This window comes from Acidithiobacillus sp. (assembly GCF_023229925.1).
In the GTDB taxonomy this organism is placed as follows: domain Bacteria; phylum Pseudomonadota; class Gammaproteobacteria; order Acidithiobacillales; family Acidithiobacillaceae; genus Acidithiobacillus.
Map to the genome: position 1 here is coordinate 182495 of NZ_JALNYM010000003.1, position 19528 is coordinate 202022.

A 19528-nucleotide genomic window follows, 5' to 3' on the forward strand; every position below is an offset into this window, starting at 1 on the left:
ATGGGAAACGGCAAAATTTTGTCCTTTAAGCCCGGCAGCGTAGAATGCACAAAAACATGCCGCCGGAGAACGCATGAAACCGGAAAACCGCGCCCGGAAACAAATCGACGCCCCAGACACCTACAGTCGGCCCGCTGATCGCCCGCATTCTGCCGTCCGCGAGGACACCATCGAATACGGCTTCATCGGCACCCTGCAAAACCTCAAATACGACTATCGCGATGACATCCGCGACCGCGCCGCGCTGGAGGCCAATTTCCGCCAGCACTTCGAAGCGCTCAACCGCGTCCGCCTCACCGATACCGAGTTCGCCCGCCTGCTGGATGAGATCGTCACCCCGGATGTTTTCACCGCCGCGAAGACCCTGCGCAGCATCAATGCCTTCACCCGCGACGACGGCACGCCGCTGAACTACAGCCTCGTCAACCTCAAGGACTGGTGCAAAAACCACTTCGAGGTCATCAACCAGCTCCGCATCAACACGGACTACAGCCACCACCGCTACGACGTCATCCTCCTCATCAATGGCGTGCCCTGTGTGCAGATCGAGCTGAAGACCCTGGGCGTCCATCCGCGCCGGGCCATGGAGCAAATCGTTGAATACAAGCACGACCCCGGCAACGGCTATACCAAGACGCTGCTCTGCTTCATGCAGTTGTTCATCGTCAGCAACCGCGACCGCACCTACTACTTCGCGAACAACAACGCCCGCCACTTCGCTTTCAATGCCGACGAGCGCTTTCTGCCCGTCTATGAATTCGCCGACGAGGACAACCGCAAGATCACCCAGCTCGACGCCTTCGCCGAACGCTTCCTGAAAAAGTGCGAGCTTGGCCAGACCATCAGCCGCTACATGGTGCTGCTTGCCGGTGAGCAAAAGCTCATGATGATGCGACCCTATCAGGTCTATGCCGTGCGGCACATGATCCAGTGCATCGACGAAGATAACGGCAACGGCTACATCTGGCACACCACCGGCAGCGGCAAAACGCTCACCTCCTTCAAAGCATCCACCCTGCTCAAGGAAAACGACCACATCCACAAATGCGTGTTCGTCGTGGACCGCAAAGACCTCGACCGCCAGACGCGGGAGGAATTCAACAAGTTCCAGGAAGGCTGCGTCGAGGAAAACACCCACACCGCCGCCCTCGTGCGTCGCCTGCTTTCAGAGGACTACGCCGACAAGGTCATCGTCACCACCATCCAGAAGCTCGGCCTCGCGCTGGATGAAAACAGCAAGCGCAACAAACAACGCAGCAAAAACGGCCAGGCCACCTACAAGGAGCAACTCGAAGCGCTGAGTGACAAGCGCATCGTCTTCATCTTCGACGAATGCCACCGCTCGCAGTTTGGCGAGAACCACAAGGCCATCAAGATGTTCTTCCCCCGCGCCCAGCTTTTCGGCTTCACCGGCACGCCCATCTTTGAGGCCAATGCCTCCTTGCAGAAGATCGAGGACACCCAGGCCTCCATGCGCACCACGGAAGACCTCTTCCAGAAGCAGCTCCACGCCTACACCATCACCCACGCCATCGAGGACGGGAACGTCCTGCGCTTCCACGTCGATTACTTCAAGCCGGAAGGAAAGAATCCACCCAAACCCGGCGAACCCATCGCCAAGAGGGCAGTGATTGAAGCCATCCTCGCCAAGCACGACGCCGCCACCGCTGGACGCCGCTTCAACGCCCTCTTCGCTACCGCGTCCATCAACGACGCCATCGAATACCACGCGCTGTTCAAGACGATGCAGGCCGAGAAACAGGCCGTCGACCCCGACTTCACGCCGTTGAACATCGCCTGCGTCTTCTCGCCGCCTGCGCAGCTCGCGGAAAATCCCGAAAGCAAAAAGGACATCGACCAGCTCTCCGAAGACCTCCCGCAAGAGCAGGAAGACAACAAAGTCGAGCCAGAAGCGAAGAAGAAGGCGCTTGAAAGCATCCTCGCCGACTACAACGCCCGCTACGGTACCAATCACCGCCTGAGCGAGTTCGACCTCTACTACCAGGATGTGCAGAAGCGCATCAAAGACCAGCAGTGGCCGAATGCCGACTACCCGGCTGCGCAGAAGATCGACATCACCATCGTCGTGGACATGCTGCTCACCGGCTTCGATTCCAAGTTTTTGAACACGCTCTACGTGGACAAGAACCTCAAGCACCACGGCCTGATCCAGGCCTTCTCGCGCACCAACCGCGTGCTCAACGGCACCAAGCCCTACGGCAACATCCTCGACTTCCGCCAACAACAAGATTCAGTGGATGCCGCCATCGCCCTGTTCTCCGGCGAAAAAACCGGCGAGCAGGCGCGCGAAATCTGGCTGGTGGATAAAGCCCCCGTGGTAATTGAAAAATTGCAGGAAGCAGTGCAAAAGCTGGATGTGTTCATGCAATCCCAGGGGCTGGACTGCACACCCTCTGCGGTGGCGAATCTCAAGGGCGATGCCGCCAAGACCGTCTTTATTGAACGCTTCAAGGAAGTCCAGCGGCTCAAAACCCAGCTCGACCAATACACCGACCTCACCGGGGAAAACAAAGCCACCATCGAGCAGGTGCTGCCCGAGGAAAACCTGCGCGGCTTCAAGGGCCAGTATCTGGAAACCGCCAAAAAGCTCAGAGCGCAGCAGGGCAAGGGCGGCGACAAAGGCGGCGCCGACGACACCGCAGAACACATTGACCAGCTCGATTTCGAGTTCGTCCTGTTCGCCTCCGCCGTTATCGATTACGACTACATCATGGGCCTCATCGCCAAGTTCTCGGCCAAGGGGCCGGGCAAGGCCAAGATGACCTGCGAGCAACTCATCGGCCTCATCAGCGCCGATGCCAAGTTCATGAACGAGCGCGACGACATCGCCGAATACATCGGCACACTCAAGGCCGGCGAGGGCCTCTCCGAGACCGCCATCCGCGACGGCTACACCCGCTTCAAGGCCGAGAAGAACGCCAAGGAACTTGCCGCCATCGCGCAAAAACACGGCCTCGCCACCACCGCCCTGCAAACCTTCGTGGACGGCATCCTCGACCGCATGATCTTCGATGGCGAAAAGCTCAGCGATCTCATGGCCCCGCTCGATCTCGGCTGGAAAGCCCGCACCCAGGCCGAACTCGCCCTCATGGAAGACCTCCACCCCCTCCTCACCAAACGCGCCGGTGGCCGCGACATCTCAGGACTCAGTGCGTATGAGCAGTAAGACGAAAGCCAGCGCAACGATGGATGAGGCAAGGCCCGAGATGGTGCCGAAGCTGCGGTTTCCGGAGTTTCGCGGGGCGGAGGGGTGGAGCCAGAAACAGCTTTCCGATCTTTGCGAGCTAATCACGAAGGGAGCAACCCCAACGAGTTACGGGTTTAGCTATGTCGATGATGGAGTTCACTTCGTCAAAATTGAATCTCTAGTTGATGGCTCCATTGATCCATCGAAGACGGCTTACATCACCGAAGAATGCAATAAAGCATTCTTCCGTTCACAGCTGAAGGAAAACGATATTCTCTTCTCTATTGCCGGCGCACTTGGAGTAATCGCGCTTGTTGAGGTCAAAATACTGCCCGCCAATATTAATCAGGCCATTGCGCTTGTTAGGTTGAAACACGGTCAATCTCACGAATTTCTATTGCATCAATTGCAGACGAATTCGATTCAATCAGAGATTCAGAGGATCAAGGCTGGTGCCGCGCAGCCAAACGTGTCATTGGGCCAGCTCGGCGATTTTGCGGCACTATTGCCGTCACCCGCCGAACAACAAAAAATCGCCGAGTGCCTGAGTTCGGTGGATGAGCTGATGGCCGCGCAAGCGCGGAAAGTGGACGCGCTTAAGACCCATAAAAAAGGGCTGATGCAGCAGCTTTTCCCCCGCGAAGGCGAAACCCGACCCCGCCTCCGCTTCCCCGAATTCCAAAACGCCGCAGCGTGGGAGGTGAAAGCGATTGGCGATGTCTTTAGGGTCACACGCGGTGAAGTCCTTTCGATGACCTTAGTCAATGATGAGGCTTCGAATGAGGCACCTTTTCCCGTCTATTCGTCCCAGACCAAAAACAAGGGGTTGGCAGGCTACTACTCGGAGCATCTCTACGAAGACGCTATCACTTGGACGACAGACGGCGCCAATGCAGGCGATGTCAATTTCCGGCCCGGAAAGTTCTACTGCACGAATGTCTGCGGAGTTTTGATTAATGCGAATGGTTGTGCCAATGTCTGCATCGCTGCCCTGCTTAACAGCGTCACGCGGAGTCACGTTTCATACGTGGGCAATCCAAAACTGATGAATGGCGTGATGGCGAAGATCGAAATCCCGTTTCCTTCGGTCCCCGAACAACAGCTCATCGCCTCGTGCCTGAACAGCCTTGACGCCCTGATCACCGCCGAAACCCAAAAGCTTGAAGCCCTCAAGACCCACAAGAAAGGGCTGATGCAGCAGCTTTTTCCATCCCCGGTGGAGGTTGAGGCATGAGTGCGACGCCTTTCTCAGATATCACTACTCTAGCGACGCATTTTCGCGATGAGCTGGAGAATAAAAAATTCATTCTGCTCTACGGCTACAACGGAACCGGAAAGACCCGCCTCTCCACCACATTCAAGAACATTGGAAAGGAAACGGAGAGAGATACGCTCTACTTCAATGCCTTCACCGAAGACTTGTTTTGGTGGGACAACGACCTTGAGAACGACATAGAGCCACGGCTGTTAGTTAATGCCCAATCAAATCTCCTATCCGGATTCAAGGACCTCGCTCTCGGAGACAGTATTGCCGGTCATTTTGGCAGATACTGCGCGGCAAAATTCGAGATCATCTACTACAGTGCCGAGGAAGTGGCGGGGATGGCTAATCCTGCGTCTCCTTCGCATGAGCTCTACCGGCGCTTCGGGAATGAGTTGGAGACGAAGCCTAAGCACATCCGGTTCAAAACCAGCGGGAGCGATGATTGGATCAAGATTTCACGAGGAGAGGAGCGCATCTTCATCTGGTGCGTCTTTCTTTCCATCGTTCAGCAAGTTCTGATGGGGGAGGGCTCCTATCGCTGGGTCAAGTATCTCTACATCGATGATCCGATATCGTCCCTCGACGAGCACAACGCCATCACCGTTGCTAGCCACATGGTGAAATTGCTCACGGAGACCAAGAGCGATGTCAGGTTCGTCATCTCCACTCACCATACCCTGTTTTTCAACGTGGTGAGCAATGAGTTGAAGGATGAACTCCGAAGCAAGAAGGCGACCCAACACTTTCTCAGCCGCGGGCTGACGCCGGGCAGCTACATATTGAGGAAGCAGGAAGGCGACACACCTTTCTTCCACCACGTCGCAGCGTTGGCCCAACTCTACGAAGCCGACCGAAGCGGCAAGCTCTACACCCATCACTTCAACATGTTGCGGTCGATTCTGGAAAAAACCGCGAGCTTCCACGGCTACCGCCATTTCTCCATGTGCATTAAACGGGACGCGGACGACGAGGATGGTATTCTGCACACGCGGCTTATCAACATCCTCAGTCACGGCAATTATTCTCTCTTCGAACCGCAAGAGATGCTGGAAGAGAACAAGAACTACTTCCGGAAAATCCTGCATGAGTTCATCAATCGGTATCCATTCAATCCGGCGCTATTCCCTAAAGCAGTAGAGGACGAGGCCGTTAAATCAGCTTCTGATGCTGCTCCCGCTAAAGTTCCAGCAAAAGCTGCTAAAAAGACCGCATCAAAAGCACCGCCAAAGGCATCAGCATCATGAAAGACCTCATTCTCTACACCACTGAAGATGGTCGCAGCCAGATCAAGCTTCGGGCTCAGGAGCAGACCGTCTGGCTGTCGCAGTTGGAGATGGCGGCGCTCTTCGATGCCACGAAGCAGAGCATCTCCCTGCACGTAAAGAACGTCTTCGAGGACGGGGCGCTGGTCGCGGATTCAGTCGTCAACCAATGGTTGACAACTGCCGCCCAGGGTGAGGGGTGTCGGTTAGCGCACCACAACCGCTGCGCCATGTGGCCGTTTCCAATTCTCTACGCGTTATGCAGAGAATTGCCTTCGCCAACTCGGTTCGTCAACTGTCAAGGAGGACTTGCCAGTTCAAAGTGCAAAAGGTTGCTTGGTAAGTGGCTGGTAGGCAATCGATTTGCTGCACGGTGTGTAGCAAATTTCACCGTCGCAGCCCATGAGGCAATTATCGCCTATCGGACGGTGACTGGTCCAATTCGCGACGCACTGCGTCGCGAATTGAGCTGGTCGCATTACAGCCTGCTGTGGGCGCAGGAGCAGACCGTCTGGCTGACGCAGTTGGAGATGGCGGAACTCTTTGATGCCACGAAGCAGAACATCTCCCTGCATCTAAAAACTATCTGTGAGGGCGGGGAGTTGCACGAGGTTTCAGTTGTCAAGGAATCCTTTACAACTGCGGCGGATGGAAACCTGTCGGGAATCCCGACAGGTTCGCAAAACACAAAGCAATGGAGGCCATGCCATGGATAAGCAGCTACAAGCCTTGCAGCACAACCTTGAAGCAGTCGTGCAGCGTGCCGATGCAGACGGCATCGAGTTCTGGTTTGCCCGCGATCTGCAAGCACCGCTCGGTTATGCCCGTTGGGAGAATTTTCAAACCGCGATTCAGCGCGCGATGGAATCCTGTGTAGCCTCTGGCCACGCGGCTTCTGACCATTTTCGTGGCGTCACGAAAATGGTCGAATTGGGGAGCAGTTCAAAACGTGAAATCGATGATTTCATGCTCACCCGTTACGCCTGCTATCTGATTGCCCAGAACGGTGATCCTCGCAAGCCGGAAATTGCCTTTGCACAAAGTTACTTCGCTGTGCAAACCCGCAAACAGGAGATGATTGAAGATCGCATGCGGCTACAGGCGCGTATGGAGGCGCGTGACCGGCTGAGGGAGTCGGAAAAATCGCTGTCGCAAAACATTTTCGAGCGCGGCGTGGATGATGCGGGATTTGGCCGTATCCGTTCCAAGGGCGATCAGGCACTGTTTGGCGGGCATACCACACAGGCCATGAAAGACAAATACGGCATAGTGAAAAACCGCCCATTGGCGGATTTTTTGCCTACGCTGACGATTGCCGCCAAAAACCTGGCCACCGAAATGACGAATCACAATGTGGAGCAAGCCAACTTAAGGGGTGAAGGTGCGATTACTAATGAGCATGTCAAGAACAACGAGAGTGTGCGCGACATGCTAGGGCAGCGTGGCATTCAGCCAGAAAAACTCGCCGCCGAAGAAGACTTGCAAAAGCTGGAACGCCGGGTAAAGTCGGAAGACAAGAAACTGGCAAAGCACACCAAGACCCTGCCCCCTCGGGAAGACAAAAAAGATAAGCCATGACCGAACAAAACCAAAAACAACTGGGCAACACCCTCTGGAGCATCGCCGACCAACTGCGCGGGGCGATGGATGCGGATGACTTTCGCGACTACATGCTGTCCTTCCTCTTCCTGCGCTACCTCTCCGACAACTACGAGACGGCGGCGAAGAAGGAGCTGGGCCGGGATTATCCCGATGTGGGCGGCGACGCGCGCAAGGTGCCGCTGGCGCTCTGGTATGCCAACAACTTGGACGACATCCCGGCTTTCGAGAAGCAGATGCGGCGCAAGGTGCATTACGTCATCCAGCCCGCGCACCTGTGGAACAGCATCGCCAACCTGGCTCGCACCCAGAACGGCGAGCTGCTCAACACGCTGCAAGCGGGCTTCAAATACATCGAGACGGAATCCTTCGAGAGCACCTTTCAGGGCCTGTTCTCCGAGATCGACCTGAGTTCGCCCAAGCTGGGCAAGACCTACGTTGACCGCAACGCCAAGCTCTGCACCATCATCCAGAAAATCGCCGAAGGGCTGGCGGAGTTTTCCACGAACATCGACGCGCTGGGCGATGCCTATGAATACCTGATCGGCCAGTTTGCCGCTGGGTCGGGCAAGAAGGCGGGCGAGTTCTACACCCCGCAGCAGATTTCCGACATCCTCTCCGCCATCGTCACGCTGGACAGCCAGGAACCGAAGACCGGCACCAAGAAGCGTCTGGACAGCGTGCTGGATTTCGCCTGTGGCTCCGGCTCGCTGCTGCTCAATGTGCGCAAGAAGGTGGCCAAGGCCGGCGGCACCATCGGCAAAATCTATGGCCAGGAAAAGAACATCACCACCTACAACCTCGCGCGCATGAACATGCTGCTGCACGGGGTGAAGGACACCGAGTTCGAGATCTTCCACGGCGACACCCTGCTCAACGAGTGGGACTTGCTGCGCGAGCTGAACCCGGCGAAGAAGCCGAGTTTCGACGCCATCGTCGCCAACCCGCCCTTCAGCTACCGCTGGGAACCCACCGACGCGCTGGCCGACGACGTGCGCTTCAAAAGCCACGGCCTTGCCCCCAAGTCCGCCGCCGACTTCGCCTTCCTGCTGCACGGTTTCCACTTCCTCAAAGACGAAGGCGTGATGGCGATCATTCTGCCCCATGGCGTGCTCTTCCGTGGTGGCGCCGAGGAACGCATCCGTACCAAGCTGCTCAAGGACGGCCACATCGACACCGTCATTGGCCTGCCCGCGAACCTCTTCTACTCCACCGGCATCCCGGTCTGCATCCTCGTGCTCAAGAAGTGCAAGAAGCCCGACGACGTGCTCTTCATCAACGCCGCCGAGCACTTCGTAAAAGGCAAGCGCCAGAACCAATTGACCAAGGAACACATCAACCGGATTGTCGATACCTACCAGTTCCGCAAGGAAGAGACGCGCTACTCGCGGCGGGTGTCGATGGCGGAGATCGAGAAAAACGACTTCAACCTGAACATCTCCCGCTACATCAGCACGGCGGTGGTCGGGGAAGAGATCGACCTCGCGGCGACCCATGCGCGCCTGGTGGACATCGAGCGGGCTATCCAGATCGCGACCGCGAAACACAACGCTTTCCTCAAAGAACTCGGTATGCCGCTGTTACCGTCGGCGGACTGAAAATTTACATGACTTAGAGTGCGGTGCTTGGCCGCCCGTTTCCCGAGCCGTTATTACGGTATTCACGTCAAGCATATTCGGCGGCCGGGCATCGGGAGCCTTGTACATTAGCCGATCAGGTCGGGCGGTGGAACTATGAGGAACTCCGATGGCCTGTTTCCGCACATGTCGGTCTCAGACGGGGGCCTTCAGCACCGGCGCATCAAAGCCCTGTTCCCGTAGGCGGATTTCACGCAAGGGCGCAGAGCGTTCAAAATCCCTGATCACTTCGAGGACATCGTGATCGATGAAACCCACATGTTCACCATCCAGTATGACCTCTGCACCCTTGGGCAGTCGCTCCAGGATATGGGAAAGCCGTGCCTTGTTGACAAATGTCACCTCCCGATTCAGCGCAATTTTGTAAGCGGAACCCTCCCGTCCAATTTCTATGGCACTGTGATAATTGGCCTTGAGCACAAAGAACACTCCTGTCAGCAGGCCGACGACTACCCCTATGATGAGACTGGTAAACAGAATCGCGACTATGGTGATTATGAACGGCAGATACTGCGATTTATCGAGCCGAAACATTCGCGTGAATATGCTTGGATGGGCCAGTTTGAAGCCGACGAAAATCAGGATGGATGCTAAGGCGGCCAGCGGAATGTGGTTCATCAGCGTCGCCAGAAACAGTACGGCGAGTAGCAGGAATAGGCCATGCAAAAAGGCACTCGCCTTTGTGCGGGCCCCTGCCGCCACATTGGCGGTACTGCGCACGATAACCGCCGCCACCGGAAGGCCGCCGATGAGGCCGCTGGCGACATTGGCGATCCCTTGACTCAACAACTCGCGGTCCAGCGGCGTGCGCCGTTTGAAGATGTCGAGCTTGTCGGCTGCCTCAATCGAAAGCAGGCTTTCGAGGCTCGTAATAAAAGTGAGGGCGATGGCGGTCACCCAGACGGTTTTCGATCCGATCATCTCCCAGTCCGGCATGTGCAGCATACCCCGCAAATCCGCGAAAGAGCGAATGATCGGCAAGCTGACCAGGTTGGGGCCGTTGACCGCCAGGCTCGGAACGGTGTGGAGGAGCAGTGTATTGAGCAAGGTGCCAAAAATCACCGCCATCAGTGGCCCGGATAGCCAGGTTTGTTTACGCAATAGCGCTACTTTGTCCCAGGTGATCAGGATGGACAGGGCAAGTACGCTGACCAGCAGGGCGCCCCATTCCAGGTGCGCCAGGGCAGCGATAACAGCGGTGAAGGTATTCTCACCATGCGCACTAATAAAGTCCTGACTGCCGAATTCGCCCAGATCGAAACCGATGGCATAGGGAAACTGTTTGAGGATGAGGATGATGCCGATAGCCGACAGAATCCCCTGGATGACGGCAGAGGGAAAAAAATAGGCGACCACACCGGCACGGATCATACCTAAAACGATCTGAATAACCCCGGCGATGACCACCGCCAGCAGAAAAGCGGAAAAACTCGGTAGTGTCTGCATCGCCACCAGTACCGTGGCGACGATGGCTGGCGTCGGACCGCTGACGGCCAGTTGCGAACGGCTGAACAAGGGGACCAATACACCGCCCATAATGCCAGCGATAAGTCCGGCGATGAGCGGTGTTCCTGATGCCAAAGCTACGCCGAGGCACAGCGGCATCGCCACCAGGGCCACCACCACGGCAGCCGGTACATCGGCGCGCAGGTTTTTGAATGGTGAAAGATTAATACCGTTTTTCATGTTGTGTCCTCAGGCGAGTCGATCGAACTTCTGCTTTTCCATGTTGTAAGCGAGGAGGGCGCCTTCTTCCATGTCAAAGTACCAGCCATGCAACTGCAGTTCACCCCGCACCACGCGGCGACGCACGCTATCAAAGGTCAGCAGATTCTCCAGAGAAACCAGAATGCTGGCTCTTTCGAGGGCGCGCGTCTGTTCTTCGGGGCTGGCATCAGCATATTCCCGCATCACGTCAGAACGGGCATCCTTGGCGATGTCCACCCAAGGACCGACATACTTGCCTTCGGTGCCATTCAATAGCGCTTTCATGCCACCGCAGTGAGAGTGGCCGTTGATAATGATGTGCTCCACCTCCAGGTGACTGACCGCAAAATCCACCGCTGCGCTGGTGCCATGAAGATGACCGTCCTGCTCCGCTGGCGGAACGAGGTTCGCGACGTTGCGCACCACAAAAATGTCCCCAGGCTCATGGCCGTAGAGCGACGTAGGTGTGACTCGGGAATCGGAACAGCCTATCAGCATGACTTTTGGGCTTTGACCTTTTTCCACCAGGGCATCAAAAAAGTCTGGTCGTTCCTCATAATAGGTGTGGCGGAAATCCTTGAAGCCGTTGATCATGGTGTCGATCACGTCATTGTTCATGGCTATCACTCCCTTGCTATCGGTTGGAATTCAGATGAAAGCCCGACTTTGACTTGGACTTTATCAACAAGTTTCAACAACTATCAAGCCATTTGATAAGTTGGAAAATGGTCACAAAAAAGCCCCCAAAAGGGGGCTCCTTCGTGCTGCTTATGATGCATTTTAGCTGTGACGGGCACGAATCTGACGAGCTGCCTCGACCATGTTCTCCAGCGCCGGGGTGACCTCCGCCCACTTGCGGGTTTTCAAACCGCAGTCGGGGTTGATCCACAGGCGCTCTGCGGGGACCACTTTCACCGCCTTTTCCATCAGGCTCACCATCTCTTCGACGCTGGGTACGCGTGGGGAGTGGATGTCATAGACGCCCGGTCCGATTTCGTTGGGGTAGTTGAAGGTTGCGAAAGCGTCCAGCAATTCCATCTGCGAGCGTGAGGTCTCAATGGTGATCACGTCGGCATCCATGGCCGCAATGGCGGGCAGAATATCGTTGAACTCCGAGTAGCACATATGCGTGTGGATCTGCACATCATCGGGGGCGATCTGCGCCGAAATACGGAAGGCGCGCGACGCCCAGTTGAGATACTGATCCCAATCCTTGCGCTTGAGGGGCAGACCTTCACGGTAGGCCGGCTCATCAATCTGAATGATGCCGATGCCAGCATCAATCAGATCCTTGACCTCATCACGGATGGCTAGGGCGATCTGTAGCGCAGTACGCTCGCGGGGTTGGTCATCACGGACGAAAGACCATTGCAGGATGGTCACCGGGCCGGTCAGCATACCCTTCATCGGTCGTTGGGTCAGGGATTGGGCGTACTTGCTCCAGGCTACGGTCATCGGCGTGGGGCGGGAAACATCACCGAAAATCAACGGCGGCTTGACGTAGCGCGAGCCGTAGCTCTGTACCCAACCATGGCGGGTAAAAGCAAATCCAGACAATTGCTCGCCGAAGTACTCTACCATGTCATTGCGCTCGGGCTCGCCATGCACAGGCACATCGATGCCGAGACGCTCCTGCTCCTTCACTACCAGCGCGATTTCCGCTTCCATTGCCTTCTCGTAATCGGCATTGCTCAACTCGCCTTTGCGATTCTGCAAGCGGGCCTTACGGATTTCCGAGGTTTGCGGGAAGCTGCCAATGCTAGTGGTCGGGAAGGCGGGCAGCTTGAAGCGTGCCCGCTGTGCCGCTTCCCGCGCCGGGAAGGGACTGTTGCGCTGGCCGTCATCCTTGCCCAAACCTTCGAGGCGCTGAGCGACGGCGGGGTTGTGAATGCGCGGCGAGCTGCGGCGGGACACGACAGCGGCGCGGGCGGCCGCCAGTTCCTGGGCCACCGACTCCGCGCCGTTGTCCAAAGCGCGGCCAATGACCGCGACTTCGTCCAGCTTCTGTACGGAGAAGGCGAGCCAGGACTTCAGTTCAGCGTCCAGCTCTGTCTCCTGATCCAGATCTACGGGGGTATGCAGCAAGCTGCAGGACGGCGCGACCCAAAGACGATCGCCGAGCCGCTGGTGGGCAGGCTGCAGAAGTTCCAGCACCGCATCGAGGTCAGCGCGCCAGACGTTACGACCATCGACGACACCGAGGGAAAGCACCTTGTCGGCGGGGTAGTCGGTGAGGAAGCTGTTCAACTGCTGCGGCGCACGGCGCAGGTCAAGATGCAAGCCCGCGACGGGCAGGGCCTTGAGCTGCTTGGCATGGTCGGCAACGGAATCAAAATAGGTCGCCAGCAGCACCTTGGGCGTTTTGCCCTTGCTCAGGGTCTGGTAGGCCGTATCCAGTGCCTTGATCCATTCCTGGGGCAGGTCGAGCGCGAGGACGGGTTCATCCATCTGCACCCATTCCACACCCATTTCCGTCAGGCGGGCGAGAATCTCCGCATATACCGGCAGCACCTTGGGCAGCAGGGTCAGGCGGTCAAAGCAGGCATTACCGATCGGAGCACCATGGCCGTGACAGGCGCTGTCATCATGATGATGCTGTGCGTCATGGTGTGCTTCAGCCTTAAGGTCTTTCTCCTTGCCCAACCACAAATAGGTGATGGGGCCGACTAAAACGGGCTTGGCCTTCAGGCCCAGTGCCTGCGCCTCTTTCACCTGGGCAAAAATGCGGTCGCTGGCGAGGTGAAAATCCATACCCTCATGGAATTCAGGAACGATGAAGTGATAATTGGCGTCAAACCATTTGGTCATTTCCATGGCGGGCTGGGTGCTGGAGCCGCGCGCCATGGCGAAGAAGGTGGCGAGGTCCATTTGGCCGCCGGAGAAGCCGTAACGCGGCGGGATAGCGCCGAGGGTGCAGCTCATGTCGAGCATGTGGTCGTAGAGGCTGAAATCGCCCACCGGCACCAGATCCATGCCGCAGGTCTGCTGGATCCGCCAGTGGCGATCGCGCAACTGGGCAGCACGAGACTGCAATTCCGTCTCGTCAATTTCCTTGGACCAGAAGCTTTCCAGCGCCTTTTTCAGCTCACGCTTGTGGCCGATACGGGGAAAACCGAGACTGTGGACCGATGTCATGGGCATTACTCCTCTGCGAAAATTGTCGCCATGATGCCCTGCCGTGCCAGCAGGCTCAAGAGGGAATTTTTAGGTATGGCAATGAAAAACGTTCATCAATCCATCCGGAATCCGCGATGCAGCGCAACAATGCCACCAGACAGGTTGAACACCTCCACTCGAGCCAGCCCGGCATCTTCCATCATCATCTTGAAAGTTTCCTGGTCGGGGAAGCGGCGGATAGACTCCACCAGATATTGATAACTTTCCCGGTCTTTGGCGATGAATTCACCGATGCGCGGGAGCAGATTGAAAGAGTAGAGGTCGTATATGCTCTGCAATCCCGGCCAGCGCGGGTGAGAGAACTCGAGGATCAGTACCCGGCCACCGGTCTTCAGGACCCGGTGAATTTCACTCAAGGCCCGTTCCGGATGAGTCATGTTACGAATGCCGAAGGCCAGGGTGACGAGATCAAATTCGCGGTCGGGAAAGGGAAGCTCCTCGGCGTTGGCCTCCACAAATTCTACCCCGGCGATGATACCCTTGTCGGCCAGGCGGTTTTCGCCCACCGCAAGCATTTCCGGGTTGATGTCGGAAACGACAATGGAGCCATTGGGCCTGACCCTGGGGTAAATCGCTGCCGCCAGATCGCCCGTGCCGCCTGCCAGATCAAGCACCCGCTGCCCTGGCCGGGGACGAGCGAGATCGATGGTAAAGCGTTTCCACAAGCGATGCACTCCGAAAGACATCAGGTCATTCATCAGGTCATATTTGCTGGCGACACTGCTAAAAACCCCTTTGACGAGTTGCTCCTTCTCCGTTTCCGGCACTTCCTGATAGCCGAAATGGGTGGTCGGCACCGGAGCCTGGCTCTGTTCCTCGTTCTTTTGATGCTCGCTCATACGGTCAACTCCTTCACTTTGGGCGAATTTGTGATGCTGCAATGCTTCAGGCAGAACGCAAAAACAGGCTGCCCTTCTCACTAATATAGTTGCGTAAACGGTCTGGAAAGTCTGCAGTCACCGAGCCAGCGACTTCTGGCAATTCCATGAGCAATGCCGTCCAGCGCCGCAGTTTGCCCAAGGATTCCCAGCGCGGCAATGGGCGCAGGGCATGGAGGATTTCCATGCGCATGAACAATGGCGCCAATGCGGCGTCCACCAGACTGAAGTTTTCACCGGCAAGGAATGTGCCGTTCCCCATGATTTTGTCCAGCCGTTCCAGTTTGTCAAAAAGCTGACGACTAGAGGCGGCGAAACGCTCTTCCCCCTGGGCAATCATCATCTGGAACTGGTCGCTCAGTATTTCGCTGCCGAAGGCGATCCAGGCGCGGTGTTGTGCGCGTTCCAGGGGATCAGCGGGGTGCAGCACGGGGGCAATGGTTTCGTCCAGATATTCGTTGATGACCTGTGATTCAAAGAGCACCGTGTGTTCATCAATTTTCAGGCAGGGCACTTTGCCCATGGGCGACAGTGCCAGAAACCACTCAGGTTTGTGCGCCAGATCAATATGGGTGAGGGTGAAGCCCACCTGCTTGTGGAGCAGAGTGATGACCGAGCGCTGCACATAAGGGCAGAGAGGAAAACTGATGAGTTCCAGTGACATGGCGTTCTCCTGCAGCGGGTCAGTGTGCCATCAGGGCGCAACGATAGAGAGCGACTTCGCCAAAAAGATTGGGCAACAGGCGATTGCGCCAGGTTTCACGACGCCGCTCGTTCAGTACGACCCGCTGATGGATTGCAATCCCGTTCTCATGGCACAGCGACTCGAAATCATGGATCGTACACAGATGGATATTGGGCGTATCGTACCACGTATGGGGTAACACGTCTGTCATTGGCATGCGGCCACGGACACCTAGTTGCCAGCGCGCATGCCAGTGCCCCATGTTGGGAAAAGTGACGATGACCTCGCGTCCGACCCGCAGCATCTCCAACAGCAGTTCACGGGGATAGGTTGAGGCCTGCAGGGTCAAGGAAAGGACTACCGTATCGACGCTGTGATCGGCAAAATTGCGCAAGCCCTGATCGAGATCTTGCTGGATCACCGGTATGCCGCGGCGTATGGCTGCTACTACCCGCGCCTCCTCAATTTCTACCCCGTAACCCTGTACGCCTTTTTCAGTGCGCAGGTAAGCCAGCAGTTCGCCCTCGCCACAACCTAGATCAAGAATACGGCTTTGCGGCGTAATCCAGTCGGCAATGATCGCCAGGTCCTTACGCAAGGTCATACACCCACCTCTTCAGCAACGCGGCCGAGATAAGCGCGGAGCACGGCCACATATTGTGGAATGGGCATCAAGAAAGAATCGTGGCCGTGTTCAGCCTCAATCTCGGCATAACTGACATCCCGATTGCAGGTGTACAGGGCCTGCACGATTTCACGCGAGCGTTCCGGGGAAAAGCGCCAGTCTGAACTGAATGAGATCACTAGAAAGGCTGCCTGTGTGGAGGCGAACGCTTCGGCCAGATTCCCGCCAAAAGCGTTGGCCGGATCAAAGTAGTCCAACGCCTTGGTGATGTAGAGATAACTGTTGGCATCGAAGCGCTCGACAAAGCTGGAGCCCTGATAACGCAGGTAACTCTCTACCTCGAAATCCACGTCGAAGCCGAAGGAAAAAGCTTTGCCGCCGCGGGTATCGCGACCGAACTTGGTGCGCATGGCATTGTCGGAAAGATAGGTGATATGTCCGATCATGCGCGCCAGTGACAGTCCGCGCCGGGGCTTGGTGGCGTGGGCATAATAGCGTCCGCCATGAAAGTCTGGGTCGGTCATGATGGCCTGGCGGCAGACTTCGTTGAAGGCAATGTTCTGCGCGGTAAGCTTGGATGCCGCGGCGATAACAACCGCGTGACGCAAGCGTTTCGGGTAATCCATCGTCCACTGCATGACCTGCATGCCCCCCAGGCTGCCACCGACGACAGCAGCCCACTGCGCAATACCCAGATGGTCGGCGAGCTCTGCCTGAGTTCTCACCCAGTCGTGCACCGTGACCATCGGGAAATCCAGTCCCCAAGGCGTGCCAGTTTCCGGATTGATGCTGGCCGGACCCGTCGAGCCTTTGCAGGAGCCGATGAAGTTGGCGCAGATGAAGAAAAAGCGCTCGGTGTCCATGGCCTTACCGGGCCCCAGCAGGTGCTCCCACCAGCCCGGCTTGCGATCGTCCATATTGTGGTAACCGGCCGCATGGTGGTCGCCGGAAAGGGCGTGGCAGAGCAGGATGGCATTGCTCCGCTGTGCGTTAAGAGTGCCGTAGGTCTCATAGGTGAGGGTGTAGCCGGGTAGGTCGCGGCCACACTCCAGTTCCAGAGGTGCCGAAAAGGTTACGGTCTGTGGAGTTACCAATCCTACGGAATCAGCGGGTATTTTTGCTGGCATTGCGCACTTTGTTTTGTAAGGAAAGCCCAAAGAGTCTAATCGCGCCAGCTGCTGGCCACAAGATAGCATTGCGACTGCCCGGGCGAACCGGTTTTTGTAATGGTGCATGTTCTTGGCTAAAATGACCAAGGATTGTCTTGATCTGGCACGAGAGTGGTGCGCAGATCGTTTGCCCTCAGTCGGGAGCAGCGCTTTGGTTTGGAAATGGTTGGATCGAATGGTGACCTGGGTGGAAGGAGGTGCCGAGTTGGTAACTGCGCGCCCCAAGCCTTGGCTCGTCTTCGCCACTGGGGCTATGCTTTTCACCGCCATTCCTTTCCCTGGCTGGCTTATGGACGCGCTGGCGCCGCTCGGACTGCTGGTCGGTTTGCGCATCGCCGGGCGCAGTGAAGGAGAAGAATACACCCCGCAACAAACCCGGCACGCACTACATGTGGCCGTGTTATGGGGCATGGTGTTCGCGGTGTTCGGCATGATTTTCGAGTTTGGCCAGGATGTGGTGGTCATGGGGGGGATACTCGCGGGGATTCAGATGCCCTGGAATGACGGATCGGGATTAGGGCAGGGGTTTTGGGGCTGGTGGTTTGCTTTCGGCGAGCGTTTTTCTGACCTTGCGCTCATGCCCTACTTCTGGTTTTCGCCCGCCTTTTTCGGGATAGCCCTGGCCTTGCACAAAGGGCATGGCTGGCTGGAGTCCGAGGTAGAAACCACACTGACCCTGATTTTCCGACCGGAACTGCGCGATCCCCTCATTGCCCTCTGGGCGATTATCTTGGTCAGTAATGTATTGATGCCGTCCTTCTCGCAGTTGTGGCTGAGTTTGGTGGTCTGGGTGCTTGGTCCGCCGGTCATTTATGTGGCCTATCAGGATATTTTCGCGGACAAACAGCGGCCACGTCGTGGCAAGAAAGAAAAGCCGGCGCCGAAGTTCGTTTTGCAGGGCCACCCACAGCCAGTGCGCATCAAGATCTGAATCCAAGGAATACTTGGACCGTGAGTGTCGGATGAAAGAGATTCATGGTGCATGCCAATTTTTCACCCTTGCCGTGATCTTGCGCATCCATTAGTGTTTACCCCTAATTTTTCCCAAAATTCTAAGGAGTTCGGCCATGTTTTCCAAAACCCTGACCATTGCTGATTTCGATCCTGCACTATGGGACGCAATGCGCAAGGAAACCCGACGCCAGGAAGATCATGTCGAACTCATCGCCTCTGAAAACTACGCCAGTCCCATGGTGATGGCCGCGCAGGGCTCGGTGCTGACCAATAAATATGCGGAAGGCTATCCGGGCAAGCGCTACTACGGCGGCTGCGAGTATGTAGACATTGCCGAGCAATTGGCCATTGACCGCGCTCTGGAGCTTTTTGGCGCCGAGCATGCCAACGTCCAGGCCCACTCCGGTTCGCAGGCCAATCAGGCGGTCTATTTTTCCGTGCTCCAGCCTGGCGATAAGATCATGGGTATGAGCTTGGCCCACGGTGGCCATCTGACCCACGGCGCCAAGGTGAACGTGTCCGGCAAACTCTTTCAGGTGGTGGCTTATGGGGTGCGTGCGGAAGATGGCCGTATCGATTATGACGCCATGGCGGAGCAGGCGGAGCAGGAGCGCCCGAAGATGATCGTTGCGGGTGCCAGTGCGTACTCACGCGTGATCGACTTCGCCCGTATCGGTGAAATTGCCCGCAATATCGGCGCTTATCTGATGGTGGACATGGCGCACATCGCCGGTCTCGTAGCTGCGGGTCTGCATCCCAGTCCGGTGCCCCATGCGGATTTTGTCACCACCACCACCCACAAAACTTTGCGCGGACCCCGCGGCGGTTTGATCCTCTGTCGGGAACCGTATGCCAAGAAGGTGAACTCCCTGATCTTCCCAGGTATACAGGGGGGGCCGCTGATGCACGTCATCGCTGCCAAGGCCGTTGCCTTCCGCGAGGCGTTGCGGCCGGACTTCAAGGTGTATCAGCAGCAAGTCATCCACAATGCGCAAACCCTGAGCAAGGTGCTTGCCGGACGTGGTTATGCTGCAGTTTCGGGTGGCACCGACAACCATCTCTTCCTGCTGAACCTGGGCGATAAGGTTACAGGTAAGGAGGCAGAAGAGGCGCTAGGGCAAGCTAACGTCACCGTCAATAAGAATGCCGTGCCCTTCGACACGCGTCCGCCCGCAGTCACCAGTGGTATCCGAATCGGTACGCCCGCAGCAACAACGCGGGGCTTCGGCGAGGCCGAAATGCATCGCTTAGGTAATGGCATTGCCGACGTCCTGGATGCGACCGGTGATACGGCGGTCATTGAGCGTGTCCAGGCGGACATGAAAGCCCTTTGTCAGCAGTTCCCGGTATACGGCTAGGTAGC

General features: G+C 56.9%; 15 protein-coding genes. 8 read left to right on the forward strand and 7 right to left on the reverse strand.

Going from position 1 to position 19528, the window contains the following annotated elements:
* Positions 1 to 73: 73 nt before the first annotated feature.
* The 6 genes from M0P56_RS10975 to M0P56_RS11000 are packed head-to-tail and all read left to right on the forward strand — an operon-like array spanning position 74 to position 8931.
* The gene (locus M0P56_RS10975; protein WP_291510070.1) at positions 74 to 3187 is read left to right on the forward strand and encodes a type I restriction endonuclease subunit R; all 3114 of its coding nucleotides are present in this window, start codon (positions 74 to 76) and stop codon (positions 3185 to 3187) included.
* Entirely contained in the window at positions 3177 to 4442 is a 1266-nt protein-coding gene (locus M0P56_RS10980) for a restriction endonuclease subunit S (protein WP_291510071.1), read from the forward strand. Before M0P56_RS10975 ends, M0P56_RS10980 begins: the two co-directional genes overlap by 11 nt.
* Complete coding sequence (locus tag M0P56_RS10985) at positions 4439 to 5716, forward strand: AAA family ATPase (protein ID WP_291510072.1); 1278 nt, start codon at positions 4439 to 4441, stop codon at positions 5714 to 5716. Before M0P56_RS10980 ends, M0P56_RS10985 begins: the two co-directional genes overlap by 4 nt.
* Positions 5713 to 6450, forward strand: coding sequence for a hypothetical protein (locus M0P56_RS10990; RefSeq protein ID WP_291510073.1), 738 nt, complete (start codon positions 5713 to 5715; stop codon positions 6448 to 6450). Before M0P56_RS10985 ends, M0P56_RS10990 begins: the two co-directional genes overlap by 4 nt.
* Complete coding sequence (gene dinD / locus M0P56_RS10995; protein ID WP_291510074.1) at positions 6443 to 7312, forward strand: DNA damage-inducible protein D; 870 nt, start codon at positions 6443 to 6445, stop codon at positions 7310 to 7312. The genes M0P56_RS10990 and dinD overlap by 8 nt, the downstream gene beginning before the upstream one ends.
* Positions 7309 to 8931, forward strand: a complete 1623-nt coding sequence (locus M0P56_RS11000) for a type I restriction-modification system subunit M (RefSeq protein ID WP_291510075.1) — start codon at positions 7309 to 7311, stop codon at positions 8929 to 8931. Before dinD ends, M0P56_RS11000 begins: the two co-directional genes overlap by 4 nt.
* Positions 8932 to 9105: 174 nt before the next feature.
* Here M0P56_RS11000 and M0P56_RS11005 read toward each other — a convergent pair whose 3' ends face one another.
* From M0P56_RS11005 to M0P56_RS11035, 7 genes are all read right to left on the reverse strand, one after another.
* A complete protein-coding gene (locus M0P56_RS11005; protein ID WP_291510076.1) occupies positions 9106 to 10656 on the reverse strand; it encodes a SulP family inorganic anion transporter in 1551 nt (516 codons plus the stop codon).
* Between the two features lie 9 nt (positions 10657 to 10665).
* Positions 10666 to 11295, reverse strand: a complete 630-nt coding sequence (locus M0P56_RS11010; RefSeq protein ID WP_291510077.1) for a carbonic anhydrase — start codon at positions 11293 to 11295, stop codon at positions 10666 to 10668.
* 162 nt (positions 11296 to 11457) lie between these two features.
* Positions 11458 to 13812, reverse strand: a complete 2355-nt coding sequence (metE, locus tag M0P56_RS11015; protein ID WP_291510078.1) for a 5-methyltetrahydropteroyltriglutamate--homocysteine S-methyltransferase — start codon at positions 13810 to 13812, stop codon at positions 11458 to 11460.
* A gap of 95 nt (positions 13813 to 13907) precedes the next feature.
* Positions 13908 to 14693 (reverse strand): bifunctional demethylmenaquinone methyltransferase/2-methoxy-6-polyprenyl-1,4-benzoquinol methylase UbiE, encoded by a 786-nt coding sequence (ubiE, locus tag M0P56_RS11020; protein ID WP_291510079.1) that lies wholly within the window; start codon positions 14691 to 14693, stop codon positions 13908 to 13910.
* A 46-nt stretch (positions 14694 to 14739) separates the two neighbouring features.
* Entirely contained in the window at positions 14740 to 15396 is a 657-nt protein-coding gene (locus M0P56_RS11025; protein WP_291510080.1) for a glutathione S-transferase family protein, read from the reverse strand.
* 19 nt (positions 15397 to 15415) lie between these two features.
* A complete protein-coding gene (metW, locus tag M0P56_RS11030; RefSeq protein WP_291510081.1) occupies positions 15416 to 16021 on the reverse strand; it encodes a methionine biosynthesis protein MetW in 606 nt (201 codons plus the stop codon).
* The gene (locus M0P56_RS11035; RefSeq protein WP_291510082.1) at positions 16018 to 17169 is read right to left on the reverse strand and encodes a homoserine O-acetyltransferase; all 1152 of its coding nucleotides are present in this window, start codon (positions 17167 to 17169) and stop codon (positions 16018 to 16020) included. The genes metW and M0P56_RS11035 overlap by 4 nt, the downstream gene beginning before the upstream one ends.
* Before the next feature lie 217 nt (positions 17170 to 17386).
* On the opposite strand from M0P56_RS11035, the gene M0P56_RS11040 reads away from it, so the two are divergent.
* Entirely contained in the window at positions 17387 to 18142 is a 756-nt protein-coding gene (locus tag M0P56_RS11040; RefSeq protein WP_291510163.1) for a hypothetical protein, read from the forward strand.
* A 136-nt stretch (positions 18143 to 18278) separates the two neighbouring features.
* The gene (glyA, locus tag M0P56_RS11045; protein WP_291510083.1) at positions 18279 to 19523 is read left to right on the forward strand and encodes a serine hydroxymethyltransferase; all 1245 of its coding nucleotides are present in this window, start codon (positions 18279 to 18281) and stop codon (positions 19521 to 19523) included.
* The last annotated feature ends 5 nt before the right edge of the window (positions 19524 to 19528 follow it).

Bases quoted from the DNA above. Each gene is read 5' to 3' on its own strand.
- M0P56_RS10975 (WP_291510070.1), top strand. From the start codon at position 74: ATGAAACCGGAAAACCGCGCCCGGAAACAAATCGACGCCCCAGACACC.
- M0P56_RS10980 (WP_291510071.1), top strand. From the start codon at position 3,177: ATGAGCAGTAAGACGAAAGCCAGCGCAACGATGGATGAGGCAAGGCCC.
- M0P56_RS10985 (WP_291510072.1), top strand. From the start codon at position 4,439: ATGAGTGCGACGCCTTTCTCAGATATCACTACTCTAGCGACGCATTTT.
- M0P56_RS10990 (WP_291510073.1), top strand. From the start codon at position 5,713: ATGAAAGACCTCATTCTCTACACCACTGAAGATGGTCGCAGCCAGATC.
- dinD (WP_291510074.1), top strand. From the start codon at position 6,443: ATGGATAAGCAGCTACAAGCCTTGCAGCACAACCTTGAAGCAGTCGTG.
- M0P56_RS11000 (WP_291510075.1), top strand. From the start codon at position 7,309: ATGACCGAACAAAACCAAAAACAACTGGGCAACACCCTCTGGAGCATC.
- M0P56_RS11005 (WP_291510076.1), bottom strand. From the start codon at position 10,656: ATGAAAAACGGTATTAATCTTTCACCATTCAAAAACCTGCGCGCCGAT.
- M0P56_RS11010 (WP_291510077.1), bottom strand. From the start codon at position 11,295: ATGAACAATGACGTGATCGACACCATGATCAACGGCTTCAAGGATTTC.
- metE (WP_291510078.1), bottom strand. From the start codon at position 13,812: ATGACATCGGTCCACAGTCTCGGTTTTCCCCGTATCGGCCACAAGCGT.
- ubiE (WP_291510079.1), bottom strand. From the start codon at position 14,693: ATGAGCGAGCATCAAAAGAACGAGGAACAGAGCCAGGCTCCGGTGCCG.
- M0P56_RS11025 (WP_291510080.1), bottom strand. From the start codon at position 15,396: ATGTCACTGGAACTCATCAGTTTTCCTCTCTGCCCTTATGTGCAGCGC.
- metW (WP_291510081.1), bottom strand. From the start codon at position 16,021: ATGACCTTGCGTAAGGACCTGGCGATCATTGCCGACTGGATTACGCCG.
- M0P56_RS11035 (WP_291510082.1), bottom strand. From the start codon at position 17,169: ATGCCAGCAAAAATACCCGCTGATTCCGTAGGATTGGTAACTCCACAG.
- M0P56_RS11040 (WP_291510163.1), top strand. From the start codon at position 17,387: ATGGTGACCTGGGTGGAAGGAGGTGCCGAGTTGGTAACTGCGCGCCCC.
- glyA (WP_291510083.1), top strand. From the start codon at position 18,279: ATGTTTTCCAAAACCCTGACCATTGCTGATTTCGATCCTGCACTATGG.